This window comes from Allohoeflea poritis (assembly GCF_027889715.1).
Taxonomy (GTDB): Bacteria; Pseudomonadota; Alphaproteobacteria; order Rhizobiales; family Rhizobiaceae; genus Hoeflea_A; species Hoeflea_A poritis.
The window spans coordinates 100,561-119,731 of record NZ_JAPJZH010000008.1 but is presented as its reverse complement, the minus strand read 5'-3'; the positions used below and the strand labels follow the sequence as shown (position 1 = coordinate 119,731).

The following is a 19,171-nucleotide window of genomic DNA, read 5'->3' as shown; positions in this document are numbered from 1 at the left end:
CGATCACTATAAAGACTTGTAATAGACATTTGAGTGATGGTCACGCCATTTGAACAATGGCGTGCCAGGCATAGCCCCGAAAGAGCGGATTGCAGCGCGAAACCGCACCGCTATTCCTTGCTTTTTCATCAATGAATTCAAAGAGTTTTTCTCTTGGGTTCACGTGAAATCGCGCAATCCAGTCAAAAAGGCTTGAGCGGAACCAGGCGGGCAGCCTTTCCTGTTGCCCGAAGTCGACGATATGGAGCGAACCGCCCGGGGGCAGATGACCCAGCGCATGTTCGATGGTTTCTTCCCAGGCCGGAATCATCGACAGCGCGTAGGAAATGAAGATCCGGTCGAAGCTTGCGCGGCCGAACAGCTCCCCTGCATTAAACGTGGCCGCATCAGCGCGGGCGAGGTGCGGGCGGAAGCCGGCCCTGGCTGCGGCCTTTTCGGCCGATTGGAGCATCTCGGCAGAGATATCCAGCCCGTAGAACCGCGCATCGGGATAATGCCGGTTAGCCAGCACAAGGTTGCGGCCGGTGCCGCAGCCCAGTTCCAGGACAGCCCCGCCGGGCGGAACGTCCAGTTGCTGGATCATCGGATCGCGGCCAAGCAGGAAATATTTGCGCGTCGCATCGTAAATGTGCTTCTGGCGGCGGTAGACACCGTCCATCAGCGCGGCATGGGTCGGGCTGCTCATGATTCCAGTTTAACGTAGAGATGAAATCCGCCATAGATCGCCGAGCGGTCGCGTCGGCAGTGACGCGCGGACTCCTCGGCGCGGTAGTCCCATTTCGACAACAGATCATCCGATACCTTGCCGTCGAGGATCGAAGGCTTGCCCGCGGTGCGGAAGATGACCCGCGCTCCGGGCGCAGCTGTCCGGGTAATCTCGCCCCACAATTCGTTGAGCTGTTCGCTGCTCATCCAGTCCTGTGCATCGAGCAGCACAAAACGGTCGACCGATTGGTCCGGCTTTCGGCTGAGAAGATGGGTGTAGCTGCAATGATGAACGGCGACACGGCCCGCGCCGTCGCGGACGGCTTCATAGTGGTCGGCGTCCAGGTAGTGGGGCAGGGATGCATTCTCATCCTCGCCATAGCTGCGCGAAAATGCCTGCCGCGCGAAGTAGTTCTCACGCAGCGGGAAATGACAGGCCAGTTTCTCGACGCGTTCCCTCAGCACCGATGCCATGGTTCCGTCGTCGCCGGCGGCAAGCAGTTCGTCATACTGTGCAGGCGGGATACCGAGGCCGAAGAGCGATGCCTTGCGCCCGCTTGCCCAGCGCACCAGCGGGCGATCGAAAAGCGGCGCGAGGTGCGCGTCGAAGAAATGCCGTTGTTCGCGAAGGCAGCGTGTCTGCATGATTTCGGAGGGATCGACGCCATGCAATCGGGCCACGAGATGGCCGGCCGTGATGCACCAGCCCAGCAGGCCGGTCTTGTAGAAATTGCCGTTGAAGGCGGCGATCCGCCGCGTGCCGCGCCAGGTGCGCTGCTCCCAGTAGGCCCGCGATTTGGTGTCGAGATGCGGGGCTATGAACCGGTCATAGGCGGCGCTGTTGTGTTTCTGATCGGCCTTGCCGAAGAAACGCACCACGTCGCCATGGCCGGGCAGGTGCTGCATCGCGGTCAATTTGAGGCGGTTGAGCGCCACATGGGCGGCATTCAGGTCGACGGCATCAATGCGGGCCGGGCTGCGGGACAGATAGGCCAGCATGTTGCAGCCGCCGGATGCAATGGTGACGATCCTGTGCTCTTCGTTAAGCTCCATGGCTTCAATGTCGACCTGCGGATCCTCCCAGATCTGCGGATAGACAAGGTTGGTGAAGAAGATTGCGAAAAGCCGCTCCGAAAAACCCTGACGGGACAGCAATCTGTTCTGGTAGACCGCGTTGCCGAGATTGCGGATGGTGCTTGTCGGCAGACCCGCCTGATTGACCGCATCGGACATGAATCACCTGTGTGTCGCGTTCGTTGAAACGCGGGTACCCCCGCGCCATGACACATGGATGACAGGTGGATGACGGTTCGGTGACTCGGCTGGGCAGGACGGCTCAGCCGGTACCGTAGCCGCCGGCGGTCGGTGTTTGCAGGATCACTGCCTCGCCGGCTTCGAGAACCGTCTGGTCGCAGCCTTTCAACGCGTCGATGCTTCCGTCCAGGCGGCGTATGTCGGTGCGGCCGACCTCACCGTCGCCACCGCCGTTAATCCCCTCCGGCGGCCGATTGCGGTGCGATGAAAGGATCGCGCATTCCATCGTCTCCAGGAAGCGGATGGTGCGGAGCGTGCCGTCGCCGGCACTGAACCGGCCCTTTCCGCCCGAGCCCTCCCGGATATGGAAGTCCTCGAGGAGGACGGGAAAGCGCATTTCAAGAATTTCGGGATCGGTCAGGCGGGAATTGGTCATGTGCACATGCACGCCGGAGGTTCCGTTAAAGCCGTGACCGTTGTTCATGCGACCGGCGGGCGAGCCGGAGCAAATCGTTTCGTAATACTGATAACGGTCATTGCCGAAGGTCAGGTTGTTCATCGTGCCCTGGCTGTTGGCGAGCGCGCCAAGGGCGCCGAAGATCGCATTGGTGACATGCTGTGAGGTCTCCACATTGCCGGCGACCACGGCCGCCGGATAGGAGGGTCTGAGCATGCAGTCATCCGGCAGCACGATATTGATCGGGCGAAGGCAGCCTGCATTCATCGGAATGGAGCCTTCGACCATGACCCGGAAACAATAAAGAACCGCAGCGCGCGTGACCGGTTCCGGTGCATTGAAATTGTTCTTCATCACAGGAGATGTTCCGGTGAAATCCACCGTCGCGGTACGCGCTTCGCGGTCGACGGAGATCTTCACGCGGATAAGCTGTCCGGTATCGGTGGCGTATTCGTAGGAACAGTCGGAAAGCGCGTCGATCACCCGCCGCACGCTTTCGGCGGCATTGTCCTGGACATGGCCCATATAGGCCTCGACCACGTCGAGGCCGAAATGATCGACCATCTTGCGCAGTTCGGCGACGCCTTTCTCGTTGGCGGCGATCTGGGCCTTGAGATCGGCGACATTCTGCTGGGCATTGCGGGCCGGGTAGGGGTGATCGGTGAGCATTTCGATCAGCGCCTCCTCGCGGAAGCGGCCCTGGTCGACGACGAGGAAATTGTCGATGAGAACACCTTCCTCGTCCACGGTCGTCGCCAGCGGCGTCATCGAGCCGGGGGCCGTGCCGCCCACATCGGCATGGTGGCCGCGCGAGGCGGCATAGAAAAGGATCGATTTTCCGGCATCGTCGAAGACCGGGGTTACCACGGTGATGTCCGGCAGATGGGTGCCGCCATTATAGGGCGCGTTGAGCGCGAAGACGTCGCCCGGTCGTATCTTGCCTTCATTCAGCCGGATGATCGTCTCGACGGAACGGTCCATCGAGCCGAGATGCACCGGCATGTGGGGCGCGTTGGCGACGAGCGCGCCGTTGCGGTCGAACACCGCGCAGGAAAAATCCAGGCGCTCCTTGATGTTGACCGAATAGGCCGTGTTCTGCAGCGTGATGCCCATCTGCTCGGCGATCGACATGAAAAGATTGTTGAACACTTCGAGCATGACCGGATCGGCGTCGCGGGTGCCGATGGCCTCCTGGCGGACCATTTTTTCGTGCCGCCGCATCAGCACGTGATCCTTGGCGTTGATCTCGGCGCGCCAGCCGGGCTCAACGACAATCGTCTGGTTGGCCTCGATGATGAGTGCGGGGCCATCCAGTGCATGGCCGGGAAGCAGGTCGCGGCGCAGATAGACCGGCGCATCGTGCCAGGCGCCGCCGGAGAAGAGGTTGCGGGTCTCTCCCGGCTTCGGCTCGTCGGCCGCCAGCGGAAGATCCGGCTCGGCGGCGGCATTGCTGCGGCTGTCCTTGGCTTCGACGGCAACCGCTTCAACGATGACCGGCTTGTTGTCGTAAATGAAGCCGAACTGCGCCTTGTGCGCGGCCTCGAAGGCGGCGCGCGCGCCATGTTGCGACCGGTCGCTGAAATCGACGGTCAGCGGTGTATCGGTGCCGTCATAGCGCAGGTGCAGGAGCGGGCGCCACGAAACGGCGTCCTGCGGGACGCCCTGCGCCTCGAGTTCGTCGCGGGTTTCGCCCGCCAGACGGTCGATGATGCGGGAGATATCGTCCTGGGTTTGCGGCTCAAGCAGCTTGACGAGGGCCTGCTGCCGGGACGCGAAGAGGCCGGCAAGGCCGATGCCATAGGCCGAAAGAAGGCCGGAGAAGGGGTGGATGAGGATCGCCTCCATGCCGAGTGCATCGGCGACGAGGCAGGCATGCTGGCCGCCGGCGCCGCCGAAACAGTTGAGCAGGTAGCGGGTGACATCGTGGCCGCGCTGGACGGAGATCTTCTTGATGGCGTTGGCCATGTTTTCGACCGCGACCTTGACGAAGCCGTCCGCCACCTCTTCGGGCGTGCGGCCATCGCCGATTTCGTCGGCAAGATCCGAGAATTTCCGGCGCACGATCTGCGTGTCGAGCGGCTCGTCCTGGCCGGGGCCGAAAATCGCCGGAAAAAAATCCGGCTGCAGCTTGCCGAGCATCACATTGGCGTCGGTGACGGCCAGCGGCCCGCCGCGGCGGTAGCAGGCCGGGCCCGGATCGGCACCGGCGGAATCCGGGCCGCAGCCGAAGCGACCGGCCTCGTAATGGAGGATCGAGCCGCCGCCCGCGGCGACTGTGTGAATGCGCATCATCGGCGCGCGGATGCGCACGCCGGCGACCTCGGTATCGAAGGCGCGTTCGTAATCCCCGTCGAAATGGGCGACGTCCGTGGAGGTGCCGCCCATATCGAAGCCGATGACGCGGTCGAAGCCGGCAAGGCCCGCCGTTTCGACCATGCCGACGACACCGCCGGCGGGTCCCGACAGGATCGCATCCTTGCCCTGGAATAACCCCGCGGCCGTCAGTCCGCCGGACGACATCATGAATTTCAGCGACGGAGACGAGCCCGATTCTTCGCCGGTTTCGGCGCCCAGTTCGGCCGCGACCTCGTCGACGTAACGCCGAAGGATCGGCGAGAGATAGGCATCGACGACCGTCGTGTCGCCGCGCCCGACAAGCTTGGCGAGCGGCGATACGCGGTGGCTCACCGAGATCTGCTGAAAACCGACTTCGCGGGCGAGATCGGCGACCAGCGCCTCATGGGCCGGATAGTTCCAGGAATGCATGAAAACGATGGCGACGGCCTCGATTCCCGTGTCATGGGCGTCCCGCAATTTCTGCTTGATCCGTTCCGGTTCAGGTGCCGCCTCCACGGTTCCGTCGGCGCGGACGCGCTCTTCGACCTCGACCACCTGTTCGTAGAGCTGTTCGGGAAGGATTATTTCCTTGGCGAAGATGTCGGGCCGCGCCTGGTAGGCGATGCGCAGCGCATCGCGAAATCCACGGGTGATCACAAGCAGCGTGCGGTCGCCGCGACGCTCCAGCAAGGCGTTTGTGGCTACGGTCGTGCCCATCTTTACCTCGCCGACGAGGTGGCTGGGGATGGGCGATCCCTGTGGCACTTCGAGAACGTCACGAATGCCCTGGATGGCCGCGTCGCGATAGGCTTCGGGATTTTCGGACAGCAATTTTCTCTGAATGAGCGCGCCCGATGGCGAGCGGCCGACGACATCCGTGAATGTGCCGCCACGATCGATCCAGAAATCCCACTTTTCAGCCATGTATCAGTCCTTTCGCTGGCCCGAACAGATGCATGGGCGGGTGGTGTCTGTCTACAGAATTCTGGTGTCTGGCAAGGAACCGGGCGCATGCGTTCGCCAAAATGGGTGCAACGGGACTGCTTGTTGGTTGCTTGTAATGGATATTTACGCTGTTCAGGTTGCGGCTTTCTCGGTAAACGCTACCGCAACGCGAAGGTGAGGGCTTGCACGTGTATCGGGAATCCTTTGTTCTCTGCAAAAATGTGATGCGCTATTTCATATTTGCTTTGGGTGTCCAGATGGCCGCAGAGTATTTTGCCGATCGGGGTCTGGACGGCTATCTGGTCATAGCAACGACAATTGCGCCATTTTTGTCTCTCAGCCTAATGGCCTATGTCACCTATACCGAGTCACTGGAACTGGTCGGCCGGGAAAGAACAATCGCCTTTTCACGGGTGGTGGGATTTGCTGTCAGAGATCTCGGCATTGGAGTGCTCATCTTTGTCCCTTTTGTGCTTGCGGTCAGCATCGTTTTCGCCATTGCCGGGGTGTATGGGAACATTGATGAAATTTACATGCTTTCGGTGTTCGTTGGCACGGTGGCGGCCGCGATTGCATATGTTGTCTGTTATTCCTTGATCGGAACCATCCTTCCCGCCTACATGGCGCGGAGACAACTTGGTCTTGCGGCGGCGTTCAAGCGGGGCAAAGCGACGTTTTGGGGCACTGCGCCGCTCATGCTTGCCGGCCCCGCCTTTCTCAGTATTGTCAGTTTCGGTCTGTACTTCTCGGCGCTGGCCTTGTCCGCAGGCGAATTCCCGACAAGTGATACCGGCATTGAATTCATTACCGCGGAAGGGCGGCCGAATATACCGGTATGCCTGCTATTTCTAATGTACAATGCGATCACCGTATTCACAGTCATCATGGCGGTATGGGTGCTTTCGAGGACTTATCTTTCCTCGGTCGGTGAGCCGAACCTCGTAACTGTATTCGAGTGAGTGCCGGCTTGCCGAGGAATCGATCGACATGACATAGATACTGTCATGCTCGATGTTCTTTCCAACCGCACCTATGCGCGGCTTTTCTCGGCTCAGCTCGTGGCGCTGCTCGGGACAGGTTTGCTGACTGTCGCGCTCGGACTTGCCGCCTATGAGATCGCCGGTGCGCAGGCGAGCGTGGTTCTGGGCGTTGCCCTGACAATCAAGATGATCGCCTATGTCGGGCTTTCGCCAATCGCCAGCGCGCTGGTCAGCCGGCTCGACCGCAAACGGGTGCTGATCGGCGCCGATCTTGTGCGCGCGGCGGCAGCGCTGCTTCTGCCGTTCATCGATGCGGTCTGGCAGATATATGTGCTGGTGTTTGTCCTGCAGGCGGCCTCCGCGACCTTCACGCCGGCCTTCCAGGCTGCGATACCGGACATTCTTCCGAAGGAAGAGGATTACACCAAGGCGCTGTCGCTGTCGCGTCTGGCCTACGATCTGGAGAATATCATAAGCCCCGTTGCAGCCGGGCTGCTGCTCATGGTCATGAGTTTTAACTGGCTTTTTGCCGGAACGGCGGTCGGCTTTGCCGGATCCGCTCTGCTGGTCCTGGCGGCAACAATACCGGCGGCGGAACCGGCGAAACAGCGCGGCTTCATCGACAGGCTGACGCGCGGCAGCCGTATCTTCGCCGCGACGCCGCGGCTGCGCGGTCTGTTCTTTCTCAACTTCGCCGCCGCGTCCGTCGGCGCCCTTGTCATTGTCAACACGGTTGTCATTGTCCGCTTTGCCTATGCCGGATCGGAGAGCGATGTCGCCGTCGCGCTCGCGGCTTTCGGCTGCGGGTCCATGGTGGCGGCCCTTTCGCTGCCGAGGCTCCTGGCAGACATGCCGGACCGGCGTGTGATGTTTTCAGGAGCCGTGGCCGCCGCGGTTGTTTTCGTTCTGTGCGGTACGGTTTTGGTGGCCGGTTCCGCACTATCCTGGACCATGCTGCTGTCTGTGTGGCTTCTGGCTGGCCTGTGCTACTCGGCCATTCTGACGCCGTCCGGACGGCTCCTGCGCCGCTCGGCCCATGCCGAGGACCGGCCGGCCCTGTTCGCGGCGCAGTTTGCGCTCTCCCATGCCTGCTGGCTGGTGACTTATCCGCTTTCAGGTTTTCTGTTCAATGCCGCCGGTATGGGGGTGACGATGGTGCTGCTCGGCGTTCTTGCCGCGATTGCGACGGGAGCCGCATTGATCCTGTGGCCGGGCGATGATCGTGACGTCATCGAGCATAGTCACGACGATCTGCCGGAGGATCATCCGCATCTGCTTGAAGAGGGCAGGCGCACCGGCGCACACCGGCACCGGCACGTCTTCGTCATCGATGACGAGCATCGTGTCTGGCCGACGCAGGGTTAGCCTTTTCCCGTTCCCGCCGGGTTTTCGGACCCGATCACCGCCTCGTAGAGATGCCACGTCGCATGGCCCAGAACCGGCAGAACGACGATGAGGCCGAAGAAGGCCGGCGCCATGCCGATAAAGGCCAGCACGACCACCATGACGCCCCAGGACAGCATCGGCACCGGGCTCTTGAACACCGCCTTGAAGCTGCAGATCATCGCCGAAACGAAATCGAGTTCCCGGTCGAGCAACAACGGCATCGAAATGACGGTCGCCGAGAACAGGACAAAAGACAGGACCGCGCCGGAGATTGTGCCGACGCCCAGAAACAGCAGTCCCTCCTGGGTCGTGGTAATGACCTCGACGAATTTCGGCAGTGACGAGAAGCTCTTGAAGCCGAGGAACAGCGCCAGCAGCAGCCGTACCTGATAGATCCACATCCAGAACACGAACAGCACGACAAAGGCCATCCAGCTCAACTGGCGCTCGCGCTGATGGAACATGACGAAGAGCACTTCGCTCCACACAAGCGGTTTGCCCGCCGCGATGCGACGGCTGACCTCATAGAGGCCGACTGCGATGAAGGGTCCGATGAGCGGAAAGCCGATCGCCACGGGAATGATCATCCACGGCATGTCGAGATAGTTCAGCGAGGCGATGATGATCCATCCGCCGACCGCATAGATGCCGCCGAAGAACAGGCCGAAAAGCGGCGCCTTCAGAAAATCATCAATTCCCGCTTTCAGCGTGCCCCTGAGCGTCGCGAAGGATACGGCGTTGATCTCCGGCATTTTCGGTTGCTGATAGGTGACGGTTTGTTCCGTGTTTTCCAATGTCGTCCTCCCGGTTACGACAAACATACGTTATTCTATATGTCTCTGGCACCCGGTCACAACCCTTGATCGGGTCATGACGCCCTGCTGCACGTTCATACGCTTTCGTGCGGCCTTGAAACCCTGCGGTTTGATGCTATGCCCTGTGCGGCACGACCATGCCCGCGCGGTTCCGGCCCGGAACCGGGCCATAAAGAGGCCATGGTCAAGGTGCCAAGTGTTCCGAAACAAACAACAATTGGACCCGCAGTCGAATTGTGAGGGGTAGCCTTGGAAAGCATTATTGAATCCGCAATCGCACCGCAGGCGATCACCGGCCATTTGTCCTATGGGCTGCTGGTGCTGTCGATGCTGATGAATTCCATCATGTGGCTTCGGATTATCGCCCTTGTTTCGGGCGTCGCCGGCATGAGCTACAGCGGCTTCGTGCTGCACGATCCGATCGGGACGGGCTGGGAGGGGCTGTTTGTCCTGGCCAACCTGTCGCAGCTGCTGTTGCTGCTGTGGCGCAGCCGCACCGTCAAGTTCACCGACGAGGAATATCATTTCTGCCAGAATGCGCTGGTGCTTGTGCCGCCGCTGCTCGCGCGCCAGTTCATCGACACGGGCAGCTGGAAACAGATTCCGGCAGGCACGGTGCTGACGCAACAGGATGAACCCGTCGAGCGTCTGACCTATGTCGCGGAGGGCCATGTCGATGTTTCCGTCAACAACAAGCCGGTGGCCAATTGCGGTGACGGAGATTTCATCGGCGAGCTCGGTATCCTTTCCGGAAGCACGGCAACGGCCACGACGGTCGCAACAACGGACCTGCGCGCGCTGGTGTTCGATCGCGATACGCTGCTCAAGCACCTTGCCCGCAAGCCGGATATCAAGCTGGCGCTGCAGGCCGGTTTCAAGAACAATCTGCGCCTGAAGCTGTCAAAGGCCAATGAAAGGACGCTGGCAGGGTTATGATTCGCGGTCAGGGCGGTCCATGTCGAACATGGCGCGCCAGTTCTGCATGGTCATGCCGGCGCGATAGTCTGCGCGCATCTCCGGGTCGAGCACTTCGATGAGAAGCCGTTCCTCGATCCAGACCTCGATGCAGTGAAACGGGCCGCGATTGGATCGTCTTGCCGGCCAGTCCAGTTCGCCGGCAAGTGCAAGCACGGCATCGGCCGTGAGATCCGTTGCCAGTGCGATGTGGGCAAAGGTCGGCTCGTCCGCCGCCTTTTGCGTGCGGCATTCCACTTGGCTTTCGCCCGCTACCAGGCGGTGCGTCAGCGGATAGACCTCAATGGCGGTGCCGTCATCGGTGCCTGAAAAGGCGATCCAGCTTTCCGGGAAAGGCGGGAAAGGGAGGGCTTCTCCGCCAAGCAGCGAGGCCAGGAAGGCCGAGACGCCCTCTGGGTCGCGGGCGTTGATCGACATGTGCAGTAGGGCCATCGTGTCCGTGCCTCAAATTCCGAAACCTACTAAATCCAAAACAAATTCAGGGAATTATCAGTAATTGCCCCGAGCGATATCGACAATCAATATGTAATTTTGCCATTGGCAATTGCGTTGCCATGCATCGGGATTGGAGATTTTCATTTCGGGGCAAAAAATAGTCTTTGTCGCAATTTGTGCAATTTGCACGATCGACAACAGGACGATGAACACAATGGCTGCGAAGACAAACAGGGTCCTGATTTCCTTCCAGATGTCTATTTGGCGTTCCTTAAATTTCATGTTCAAAATGCCATTTTTTACGCGTGCCTTTGCTATCGCTTGGTCCTGCCGGTCCAATGGACAAATTGCCGTCGGTATATGTGTGGTTATTATTACAGTTTACGCGGCGTCCTGATGCCAAATAATGCATGTGGGCGAACGTTTTGACGTTGTCGGCCCATTCCCGCTATAAGCAGGCAAATCGCATAAAGACACATCATGTCCGTATTCGCCAGACTTGGCCAGTTCGTCAGCATTGCCACCACCGGTGCCATATCGGGGGTTATCGAAGCCGTTCGCACGGTCTTCGAAGGCGATCCGGAAACACGCCGGCGGGTGGCGTTCTCCGTCGCGATGATCGCGCTTTCGGCCAAGATGGCCAAGGCCGACGGCATCGTCACGCCTGACGAGGTGGTTGCCTTCCAGGAGATTTTCGAGATCCCCGACAAGGAGGCCCACAATGTCGCCCGGCTCTACAATCTTGCCAAGCAGGATGTCGCCGGATTCGAATCCTATGCCACCAAGATGGCGGACCTGTGCAATTCCAGCGGCAATAACGGGCTGTTTCTGGAAGATATTTTGGACGGGCTGTTCCATATCGCCAAGGCAGACGGCGTGCTGCACGAAAAGGAACGCAGTTTTCTGGTGCGCATTGCCGAAATCTTCCATATCGGGGAAACAAGTTTCGAGCAGATCATCGCCCGCCACACCTATGAAACGACACATGATCCCTACGCCGTGCTCGGCCTTTCGCGCGACACACCGTTCGAAGAGATCAAGCGGCATTATCGGCGGCTTGTCTCCGAGGCGCACCCGGACCGGCTGGTGGCGCGCGGCGTTCCGGAAGAGTTTCTTGCCATAGCCAACAGCCGCATGGCGGCGCTGAACACCGCCTTCGCCGAAATCGAAAGAGAAAAGCGGGTGGCATGACGCTTCTACGGCCGGAATTTGCCGGGGCAGCGATTCGTCCGTCTCCGAACTACGGCGAACGCGCCGGCGGACCCGCCGACATGCTGGTGCTCCACTATACCGGCATGGATGACGCCGACCAGGCGCTCGACTGGCTGTGTTCGGAACGCTCTCAGGTCTCGGCGCACTACTTCGTTTTCGAGGACGGGCGCATCGTCCAGATGGTGCCGGAAGAAAAGCGCGCATGGCACGCGGGCGACAGTTTCTGGAAGGGCGAGCGCGACCTCAATTCGCGCTCGATCGGGATCGAAATCGCCAATCCCGGCCATCAGGGAACTTACCCGGATTTCCCGCCGGAGCAGATCGCGGCAGTCATCGAATTGTGTCGAAACTGTGTCGACAGGTGGGCAATCGTGCCGCAAAGAGTGCTGGCCCACAGCGATATTGCACCGCAGCGCAAAGAGGATCCGGGGGAAAAGTTTCCCTGGCAATCACTTTTTGATGCGGGCATCGGTCACTGGGTCGAGCCGTCGCGCGCAACCGGCGGCAGGTTCCTGCAACGGGGCGATCAGGGCCAACCGGTCGAAGCGCTTCAGGCGATGCTGACAATGTATGGTTATGGCATTGATATTACAGGATTATATGACGATTGCCTGGAGGCAGCCATCCGTGCATTCCAGCGTCATTTCCGACCCGCCAGAGTTGACGGCGTTGCCGATACTTCCACCATTGAGACGCTTCACAAACTGCTTTCCGCCTTGCCGGAAACGGCATCCTGACGCCGAATAGTGCAGCGCAGCAATCGCAATTCTTACAGGCTGTAACGGAACGTTACGGCCATGCCACCATTCACCAAAATTGATCACTAGAACTCTCCACCGGATTTGACCGGGCCGCCCTGGGTAATGCGTAGGCGGCCTTTTCGTTTGGATCAAAGAAACTTTCGTTTGGAGTGAAAAAGAATGACAAGAACAGGAGCCTTTGTCCGCGCGTTTGTCTGCGCCGGTCTGGTTTCCCTCTCGACTGCGGCAATTGCGGAAGAAGAAGAACGGGCCAAGATCAAGGTCGATTTCAGTGCCATCACATCATCCATCTTCAAATCGGCCGAGCCGGCCGTTCAGAAACATCCGAAGTTTTCCCGGCTGATCAACAGCTATGCGCGCAAGCACGGCGTGCCGTCCTCGCTGGCGCATGCGGTCGTCGAGGTCGAAAGCAACTTCAATCCGAAGGCGCGCGGCAGGGCCGGTGAAGTCGGCCTGATGCAGATCAAGCCGGCGACGGCGCGGCTGATGGGCTATCGCGGTTCCACGAAGGGGCTGTACGATCCTGAAACCAATATCAAATACGGCATGAAGTATCTGGGCAAGGCGCACCAGCTGAGCGGCGGCGATACCTGCGGCACGATCCTTCGCTACAATGCCGGCCACGGTGCCAAGCGGATGAATCCAGTGTCCTCGCGCTACTGCAAGAAAGTGCGCAATATCCTGGGCTGATTCATCCCGACGGCGTCTCAAGACAGTCCTTGGAAGGAGCCCCGTGCGTTGCTGCACAATGGCAACCTGAAGGGGAGGGATTGTCTTGAGAAGGCGCCATCTGTTCTGGATCGTTCCGCTGGTGCTTGTCGCGGCTGGCGGCGCGGCATTGCATTTCATCGTGCGCCCTTCGCCGAGAACGGGCAGAATTTGGTTGAAGGCGGCGCGGTGACAACGAAGATCGACGCGTCGCAGATGGCGCTGATCACCGATGCGCTGCTTGATCTCGGAATGGATGAAGAAACCATCCGCAAAGTTATGGGCCAGAACCAGATCGATTTCTTCATGGAATATCTGCCGGCCGGCTCCTAGGGCAATGCAGGCAAGGTCGATCGTGTCGCGCTTAAAGCGATGGCCGCCGACAGCAGTGGCATGAGGCATGTGCTCTGAACGAACCTCATGAGTGTGCGGTAAACTTTTTGGTGTGCAATTCGTTCAATTCGCCGAGCCGCATATTATATGAACGGATAACGGCAACGACGCCACGATGTTCAGCGGAATGTTCTGGAAGCGAAAGAAAGATACCGGGCGAAAGCTCTTCCTGGGAAATGTAACGGTGGCTTCCAGTCCAAGCCTGAAGAAGGGGGGCTCTTATTTTTGGACACCCGACGACAATTATGTGAAGGAGTTGATTCAGCAGTCCCTGCTGGAAATCCTGGCGTTGCCTTCCTTGTCGCAACGGGATCCGGACGATGGTGACGGCCTGGCAATCGACCTGACGGTTTCAGACTATGAGCTCGGCAGCTTCACATATGTCGGCGCCAGTCACTACGTGGTTCCGCTGGTCTGGAGGCCGGAGATCATCATGACGGCCCGTGTCTATGAGGCGGCAGCGGACAAAACGATATGCGCCCACACGGTTCGTTACAGGCCCAGCTGGAAACAATGGATCCGCATGAACCTGAGCATACGTGAACTGATAAAGACACGGGGTAAACCGAACCCACGGGACCGGTCTCTTGATGTCGAGTCCGAGCGCATAAGGCGCTTTGTGCTGCAATCCTGCGTGAACTTGTTGACCAAGGTGCAAAGCGACATCTGAGAATAAGTGCTCAGACCTGGAGGTTCGTTCCCGTCAGATATCGTATTCGAATGGATCGGTGCGACGGCTTTGCATACACATAAAGACCAGCAATCCGGCGGTGATGCGAATTGCGCAGGCGCCGGTTTGCTGATCGGGAAGGCAGAATCAACTCAGTAGCTTCGGTGCGGGAAGCTTCAGGTCAGATCCTCGACCTTTGCATCAGGCGCGTTCTTCTTGACCGATGCGATGCCGTTCTCGCGTGAGGATGCGCTCTCGTAGGATTCGCTGGTGCCGATGACCTGGCCGTTGGTCGCCTTGAGATTGAACCGGTGTTTGCCGCCCTTCGTTTCAGTCCGGTCAAAACGCGCATCGTCGGCCGAATTCTTGCGGACCGATTCGATGCCGTTCTCGGCGCTCGCGCGCTGCTTGTAGCCTTCACTCGCCAGAATGATCTGACCATTTCCGGCCTTGAGGCGGAAACGGAACTCGCCAGCCTTGTCCTTGTAAAGCTCAAATTTACCGGCCATGAAACTATTTCTCCCTTTTTACTTCGCGTGTGTCGAAACCTAGCCAAGCACCATAGCGTTCGCAAATACAAACTGCTTCTATTTACCGCGAATAACGAATATCGCCAGCAAATGTGCTGTGCCGGATGTCGGTTATGCCGGTTTTGCTGTCATACCGTCCCATTTGCGCCGAATCGGCGTTCACCCAAATCGCTGGTATTTCTGGCCATTCGTTCCCATCTTCGCTATCAGAGGCTGCCAGCCGGCCGGACAGCCGCGCTCCGCAACAGCCGAAAGGCGCGGGGTGAGGAAAGTCCGGGCTCCACGGAAACACGGTGCCGGATAACGTCCGGCGGGGGTGACCCCAGGGAAAGTGCCACAGAAAGCAGACCGCCCCGCCTGTATTCCGGTCCATTGTCGCCGGACCTGAATGCCGGCGGGGTAAGGGTGAAAGGGTGGGGTAAGAGCCCACCGCGTTCCTGGCGACAGGAACGGCACGGTAAACCCCACCGGGAGCAAGACCGAATAGGGATGACGCGGGGCTTCGGCCTCACCCCGTTTCCGGGCATGTCATCCGGGTAGGTTGCTAGAGGCAGGGTGCAAGTCCTGTCCCAGAGGAATGGCTGTCGCCGCCGCTCCGGCGTGCGGTACAGAACCCGGCTTACAGGCCGGCTGGCGCTTCCATCCCGTCGCATGGACAGCGAATCACTTCGAATTGCCGGCTAACGGAATCCGGCGAAGCAAATCGGATTCCCCGGCGCGTTAGCGATTCATTAACCATAAGGGCGGTTTTGTGGGGTCTGTGAAACCACGTTTGAACAGGCTTGTCCCATTGACGCCCAAATTATCCCATGATATCCCAAACGAACTGAGAGAGGGGTGTTCAGGCGTAGCCCGACGGCGGGTTCGGTCCAGGTGCAGCAAAGAGGCACCGGTCAGCCCGCGCAGCTTGCGGTCAGTGATCTCCGGAGGCGGCATGTTATGGTCTTCAGGCCTGGAAACGGCGGTTTTGCGTAATGAACCGGTTCCTGTCGAATGCGACGAACAAGATCGATGCGAAGGGTCGGGTGTCCGTACCGGCCCAGTTTCGCAACGTTCTGACGCGCCTCGACATACAGGAGCTGTACGCCATCCAGGACTTTGTCTATCCAGCGGTGACGGTCGGCGGACCGGATCTGCTCGACCGCTACGAGCGGCAGATCGACGAGGGCGACCCGTTCTCGGAGGATGCCAACGACATGTCGCTGCTCATTCATGGGGGCGGTGTGTTTCTGAAGCTCGACGGCGAGGGCCGTCTGATGGTGAGCGACTTCATCCGCGATTACACGGGCATAACCGACCAGGTGACCTTTGTCGGCCGGTCGGACCATTTTCAGCTATGGGATCCTGTTCGATACGAGGAAAAACGACAGGAAGCCCTGAGCCGGCGCATGGCGGGGGCACGGCCTCGCGCCGGTCAAGGAGAGGCGGGATGACTGCGCACTCTGGCGGCATGAATCATGACGCCGGTGGCGGACCTGTGCGCCACATTCCGGTTCTCCTTAACGAGGTCCTGTCCGCGCTGCAGCCGGGGCGCGGACAGGTCGTCCTCGACGGAACATTCGGCGCCGGCGGCTACAGCCGCGCCATTCTGGAAACAGGAGCACGGGTCATTGCGCTGGACCGCGATCCGAATGCGATCGCCGGCGGCAAGGACCTGGCGACCGCTTTTCCCGGTCAGTTGGACCTTGTGGAAGCACGTTTCAGCCGGCTTGCCGATCATGCGCCCGATGGCGGTCTCGATGCGGTTGTGCTCGATATCGGCGTTTCATCCATGCAGGTCGACGAGGCCGAGCGGGGATTTTCCTTCCAGAAGGACGGCCCGCTCGACATGCGGATGTCGCAGAGCGGGCCCAGCGCAGCCGATGTCGTCAATACGCTGAAAGTCTCCGACCTGACGCGCGTCTTCGGACTGCTGGGCGAAGAAAAGCAGGCCGGCAGGATTGCCCGCGCCATCGAAGCGCGGCGCAAGAGTGAACGTTTCTCCTCGACCCGCGACCTCGCGGCGCTGATCGAAACGGTCAAGCCGCGGCGGGCGCGCGACAAGATCCATCCGGCGACCCGGGTGTTCCAGGCGCTCAGGATTTTCGTCAATGAAGAACTCGTGGAGCTTGCCAATGCGCTGTTTTCCGCCGAGCGGGTGCTGAAACCCGGCGGGCGCCTGGTGGTGGTGACTTTTCATTCGCTGGAAGACCGGATCGTCAAGCGCTTCTTCCAGGACCGTTTCGGCAGGGGCGGCGGCGCGTCAAGGCATCTGCCGGAAGCGGCCGTGGTGCCGGCAACATTCGAGCCTGTCGGCAAGCTCGTTATCGCGGCGAGCGAGGAAGAGGCAGCGAGAAATCCGCGTTCGCGTTCGGCAAAATTGCGGGCGGGGCGGCGCACGCAGGCGGCCGCACGCGATCCCGACCATTCGCTATTCGGACTGCCGGACCTTCCGGCCGTTTCGTCCACAGGAGGCTGACCGCTTTGCTGCGTACCATCGATTTCATCATCATCGGAGTCATGGCGGCAGCGGCCGTGCTGACCTTTCACGTCAAATACCGCGCGGAAGAGCAGCTTGCCGAGATCAAGCGCCTCGAGGCCGAAATTCGTCTGGAGGAAGACACGATCGACCTGCTGCGGGCCGACTGGAGCCTGCTTGTCCAACCGGGACGCCTCCAGGAACTGGTGGACGCGCATCGCGAAGAGCTCGGTCTGGAGATTACCGAACCGCACCAGATGGTGCTTCCGGAAGAACTGCCGGCGCGTGTTCAGGACCTGCCCGATCCGGTGCGCGACATGATCGCCGATATGCCCGATCCCGAAACCGTGACCGGTTCGGTGGCGCAATGACCCGTTTCCTTGCACGCACAAAGCAGCGATTGCGACGGCCGAAGGCGGGCCAGAAGACCGCATCGGGCGCCGCGATTGTCGTCGACGGCGCCCGAAAATCGTCCGGTCACCAGACACGTAACCGCATTATTCTGGTCATGATCGGCGTTTGCCTGGTCTATGCGGTCATCGCCGGGCGGCTGGTCCAATACGGCATTCGCGATCTCGCCACGGTGGCCAGTATCGCGCGCGGCAACGAGCTGCTGGCCTCGCGGCCGGATCTGCTGGACCGCAACGGCAAGGTGCTGGCGACGGATATCCGCACGGTCTCGCTTTATGCGCAGCCGCACAAGATCACCGATCCCGACGAGGTGATCGAACGTCTGGCGACCGTCCTGCCCGAAATCGATGCCCGCACGGTGTACCGCAAGCTCAAATCGCAATCACAGTTCCAGTGGCTGCGCAGGCAACTGACGCCCAAGCAGCAGAGCGACATTCTGGCGTTGGGCATTCCGGGCGTCGGGTTCCGGCCAGAAAAAAGACGGTTTTATCCCGGTGGCCCCACCGCTTCCCACATTGTCGGTCACGTCAATATCGACAACAAGGGCATCGCCGGGATGGAGAAATATGTCGACGGGCAGGGCCTTGCCGATCTTGCCGCCGCCGGCCTGACCATCGAGCAGCAACTGGAGCCGGTGCGGCTGTCGGTCGATCTGCGGGTGCAGCACATCGTTCGCGACGAGCTGGCCGCCGCCATGCAGCGCTACCAGGCGATCGCCGCCGGCGCGGTGGTCCTCAATGCCAAGACCGGCGAGGTCCTGGCCATGTCGTCCCTGCCGGACTACGACCCGAACCTTCCGGCCCAGGCGCTTGAGAAGGACAGGCTGAACCGCATGTCCGCCGGAACCTACGAAATGGGCTCGACATTCAAGGCCTTCACGACGGCGATGGCGCTGGATTCGGGGCTGGTCTCCATGGAGGACAGTTTCGATGCGCGACGACCCATCCGCATCGCCGGCCACACGATCAGCGATTTCCACGGCAAGCACCGGGTGCTTACCGTCCCCGAAATCTTTATCTATTCGTCGAATATCGGAACGGCCAAAATGGCCGATGCGGTCGGCATCGAGCGTCAGCGGGACTTCCTGACCCGTATCGGCCTCCTGACCCGCATGCAGACCGAGCTTCCGGAAGTAACCAAGCCCAGCCAGCCGAAAGTCTGGAAGAAAATCAATTCGATCACGATCTCTTTCGGCCACGGCGTCGCGACCACGCCACTGCAGACGGCGGTGGCGGCCGCCGCCATGCTCAATGGCGGGCTCTTGATCCCGCCGACCTTCCTGCCGCGCAGTGAAGCGGAGGCAAAGGGGGTGGCGCGCCAGGTGATCAGGCCGGAAACGAGCGCCGCGATGCGCTATCTGATGCGGTTGAACGTGGAGAAAGGCTCGGGCAGGCGCGCGGAGGTTCCCGGCTTCCGGGTCGGCGGCAAGACCGGCACGGCCGAGAAGGTGGTCAACGGACGCTATTCCTCGGACGTGCGCTTCAACGCTTTTCTCTCGGCCTTTCCGATCGAGGACCCGCAATTCGTGGTTCTGGTCATCATAGACGAGCCGAAACCGGCGGAAGGTCAGAAATCGGCGACGGCGGGCCTCAACGCTGCGCCGACGGTCAAGGCGATCATCCGGCGCTGTGCCGCGCTGCTCGGCGTGCGTCCGTCTTTCGGTGAAGGCGATGCCGCCTTGCTTGTGTCATATTGAGTCTGACATAAGCACGTTTAATTCTACGGGCTTCGAAGTGTTC

Annotated in this window: 18 protein-coding genes, 1 other RNA gene and 2 pseudogenes; 13 read left to right on the top strand and 8 right to left on the bottom strand. The window is 60.3% G+C overall.

Translation table 11 applies throughout. The annotated features are described in order from the left end of the window. Positions 1-40: 40 nt before the first annotated feature. From OOZ53_RS14200 to OOZ53_RS14190, 3 genes are all read right to left on the bottom strand, one after another. On the bottom strand, positions 41-685 hold the full coding sequence (locus OOZ53_RS14200; protein WP_271090269.1) for a class I SAM-dependent methyltransferase: 645 nt from the start codon (positions 683-685) through the stop codon (positions 41-43). Next, positions 682-1,938, bottom strand: coding sequence for a BtaA family protein (locus OOZ53_RS14195; protein ID WP_271090268.1), 1,257 nt, complete (start codon positions 1,936-1,938; stop codon positions 682-684). The genes OOZ53_RS14200 and OOZ53_RS14195 overlap by 4 nt, the downstream gene beginning before the upstream one ends. Before the next feature lie 103 nt (positions 1,939-2,041). Next, positions 2,042-5,677, bottom strand: a complete 3,636-nt coding sequence (locus OOZ53_RS14190) for a hydantoinase B/oxoprolinase family protein (protein ID WP_271090267.1) — start codon at positions 5,675-5,677, stop codon at positions 2,042-2,044. Between the two features lie 209 nt (positions 5,678-5,886). Between OOZ53_RS14190 and OOZ53_RS14185 the strand changes: the two genes are divergently transcribed. Continuing rightward, positions 5,887-6,657, top strand: a complete 771-nt coding sequence (locus OOZ53_RS14185) for a hypothetical protein (RefSeq protein WP_271090266.1) — start codon at positions 5,887-5,889, stop codon at positions 6,655-6,657. A gap of 45 nt (positions 6,658-6,702) precedes the next feature. Continuing rightward, the gene (locus tag OOZ53_RS14180; protein WP_271090265.1) at positions 6,703-8,043 is read left to right on the top strand and encodes an MFS transporter; all 1,341 of its coding nucleotides are present in this window, start codon (positions 6,703-6,705) and stop codon (positions 8,041-8,043) included. Here the strand turns inward: OOZ53_RS14180 and OOZ53_RS14175 are convergent. Continuing rightward, complete coding sequence (locus tag OOZ53_RS14175; RefSeq protein WP_271090264.1) at positions 8,040-8,858, bottom strand: DUF2189 domain-containing protein; 819 nt, start codon at positions 8,856-8,858, stop codon at positions 8,040-8,042. The genes OOZ53_RS14180 and OOZ53_RS14175 overlap by 4 nt on opposite strands. A 270-nt stretch (positions 8,859-9,128) precedes the next feature. Here OOZ53_RS14175 and OOZ53_RS14170 point away from each other — a divergent pair, with 270 nt between their 5' ends. Further along, positions 9,129-9,815, top strand: a complete 687-nt coding sequence (locus OOZ53_RS14170) for a cyclic nucleotide-binding domain-containing protein (protein ID WP_271090263.1) — start codon at positions 9,129-9,131, stop codon at positions 9,813-9,815. On the opposite strand, the gene OOZ53_RS14165 is transcribed toward OOZ53_RS14170, so the two are convergent. Beyond that, on the bottom strand, positions 9,810-10,286 hold the full coding sequence (locus OOZ53_RS14165; protein WP_271090262.1) for a VOC family protein: 477 nt from the start codon (positions 10,284-10,286) through the stop codon (positions 9,810-9,812). The two genes, OOZ53_RS14170 and OOZ53_RS14165, sit on opposite strands and share 6 nt — an antisense overlap. Before the next feature lie 57 nt (positions 10,287-10,343). Beyond that, complete coding sequence (locus OOZ53_RS14160; protein ID WP_271090261.1) at positions 10,344-10,628, bottom strand: hypothetical protein; 285 nt, start codon at positions 10,626-10,628, stop codon at positions 10,344-10,346. Positions 10,629-10,769: 141 nt separating this feature from the next. On the opposite strand from OOZ53_RS14160, the gene OOZ53_RS14155 reads away from it, so the two are divergent. The 5 genes from OOZ53_RS14155 (at position 10,770) to OOZ53_RS14135 (ending at position 14,033) form a co-directional block, all read left to right on the top strand. After that, complete coding sequence (locus OOZ53_RS14155) at positions 10,770-11,480, top strand: J domain-containing protein (RefSeq protein WP_271090260.1); 711 nt, start codon at positions 10,770-10,772, stop codon at positions 11,478-11,480. Then, the gene (locus tag OOZ53_RS14150) at positions 11,477-12,238 is read left to right on the top strand and encodes an N-acetylmuramoyl-L-alanine amidase (protein ID WP_271090259.1); all 762 of its coding nucleotides are present in this window, start codon (positions 11,477-11,479) and stop codon (positions 12,236-12,238) included. Before OOZ53_RS14155 ends, OOZ53_RS14150 begins: the two co-directional genes overlap by 4 nt. 183 nt (positions 12,239-12,421) lie before the next feature. Further along, positions 12,422-12,952, top strand: a complete 531-nt coding sequence (locus tag OOZ53_RS14145; protein WP_271090258.1) for a lytic transglycosylase domain-containing protein — start codon at positions 12,422-12,424, stop codon at positions 12,950-12,952. 207 nt (positions 12,953-13,159) lie between these two features. Next, positions 13,160-13,303, top strand: a complete 144-nt coding sequence (locus OOZ53_RS14140; RefSeq protein WP_271090257.1) for a hypothetical protein — start codon at positions 13,160-13,162, stop codon at positions 13,301-13,303. A gap of 244 nt (positions 13,304-13,547) precedes the next feature. Beyond that, positions 13,548-14,033, top strand: a complete 486-nt coding sequence (locus tag OOZ53_RS14135) for a hypothetical protein (protein ID WP_271090256.1) — start codon at positions 13,548-13,550, stop codon at positions 14,031-14,033. A gap of 176 nt (positions 14,034-14,209) precedes the next feature. Here the strand turns inward: OOZ53_RS14135 and OOZ53_RS26555 are convergent. Further along, positions 14,210-14,347 (bottom strand): annotated as a pseudogene (locus OOZ53_RS26555) (YegP family protein); the annotation flags it as partial. Positions 14,348-14,356: 9 nt separating this feature from the next. Continuing rightward, positions 14,357-14,542, bottom strand: a pseudogene (locus tag OOZ53_RS26550) (YegP family protein); the annotation flags it as partial. A 237-nt stretch (positions 14,543-14,779) separates the two neighbouring features. Between OOZ53_RS26550 and rnpB the strand changes: the two are divergent. The 5 genes from rnpB to OOZ53_RS14100 all read left to right on the top strand — a co-directional run bounded on the left by rnpB (position 14,780) and on the right by OOZ53_RS14100 (position 19,128). Continuing rightward, positions 14,780-15,201: RNase P RNA component class A (gene rnpB, locus OOZ53_RS14120), an RNA gene on the top strand. 336 nt (positions 15,202-15,537) lie between these two features. Continuing rightward, positions 15,538-15,996 (top strand): division/cell wall cluster transcriptional repressor MraZ, encoded by a 459-nt coding sequence (gene mraZ, locus OOZ53_RS14115; RefSeq protein WP_271090255.1) that lies wholly within the window; start codon positions 15,538-15,540, stop codon positions 15,994-15,996. Further along, positions 15,993-17,021 (top strand): 16S rRNA (cytosine(1402)-N(4))-methyltransferase RsmH, encoded by a 1,029-nt coding sequence (gene rsmH / locus OOZ53_RS14110; RefSeq protein WP_271090254.1) that lies wholly within the window; start codon positions 15,993-15,995, stop codon positions 17,019-17,021. Before mraZ ends, rsmH begins: the two co-directional genes overlap by 4 nt. Before the next feature lie 5 nt (positions 17,022-17,026). After that, positions 17,027-17,392 (top strand): cell division protein FtsL, encoded by a 366-nt coding sequence (gene ftsL, locus OOZ53_RS14105; RefSeq protein WP_271090253.1) that lies wholly within the window; start codon positions 17,027-17,029, stop codon positions 17,390-17,392. After that, positions 17,389-19,128, top strand: a complete 1,740-nt coding sequence (locus OOZ53_RS14100) for a peptidoglycan D,D-transpeptidase FtsI family protein (protein ID WP_271090252.1) — start codon at positions 17,389-17,391, stop codon at positions 19,126-19,128. The genes ftsL and OOZ53_RS14100 overlap by 4 nt, the downstream gene beginning before the upstream one ends. The last annotated feature ends 43 nt before the right edge of the window (positions 19,129-19,171 follow it).

What these genes read in the sequence shown, in the direction of transcription:
- OOZ53_RS14200 (WP_271090269.1), bottom strand. Translation starts at nt 685, where the DNA reads ATGAGCAGCCCGACCCATGCCGCGCTGATGGACGGTGTCTACCGCCGC.
- OOZ53_RS14195 (WP_271090268.1), bottom strand. Translation starts at nt 1,938, where the DNA reads ATGTCCGATGCGGTCAATCAGGCGGGTCTGCCGACAAGCACCATCCGC.
- OOZ53_RS14190 (WP_271090267.1), bottom strand. Translation starts at nt 5,677, where the DNA reads ATGGCTGAAAAGTGGGATTTCTGGATCGATCGTGGCGGCACATTCACG.
- OOZ53_RS14180 (WP_271090265.1), top strand. Translation starts at nt 6,703, where the DNA reads ATGCTCGATGTTCTTTCCAACCGCACCTATGCGCGGCTTTTCTCGGCT.
- OOZ53_RS14165 (WP_271090262.1), bottom strand. Translation starts at nt 10,286, where the DNA reads ATGGCCCTACTGCACATGTCGATCAACGCCCGCGACCCAGAGGGCGTC.
- OOZ53_RS14155 (WP_271090260.1), top strand. Translation starts at nt 10,770, where the DNA reads ATGTCCGTATTCGCCAGACTTGGCCAGTTCGTCAGCATTGCCACCACC.
- OOZ53_RS14150 (WP_271090259.1), top strand. Translation starts at nt 11,477, where the DNA reads ATGACGCTTCTACGGCCGGAATTTGCCGGGGCAGCGATTCGTCCGTCT.
- OOZ53_RS14145 (WP_271090258.1), top strand. Translation starts at nt 12,422, where the DNA reads ATGACAAGAACAGGAGCCTTTGTCCGCGCGTTTGTCTGCGCCGGTCTG.
- mraZ (WP_271090255.1), top strand. Translation starts at nt 15,538, where the DNA reads ATGAACCGGTTCCTGTCGAATGCGACGAACAAGATCGATGCGAAGGGT.
- rsmH (WP_271090254.1), top strand. Translation starts at nt 15,993, where the DNA reads ATGACTGCGCACTCTGGCGGCATGAATCATGACGCCGGTGGCGGACCT.
- OOZ53_RS14100 (WP_271090252.1), top strand. Translation starts at nt 17,389, where the DNA reads ATGACCCGTTTCCTTGCACGCACAAAGCAGCGATTGCGACGGCCGAAG.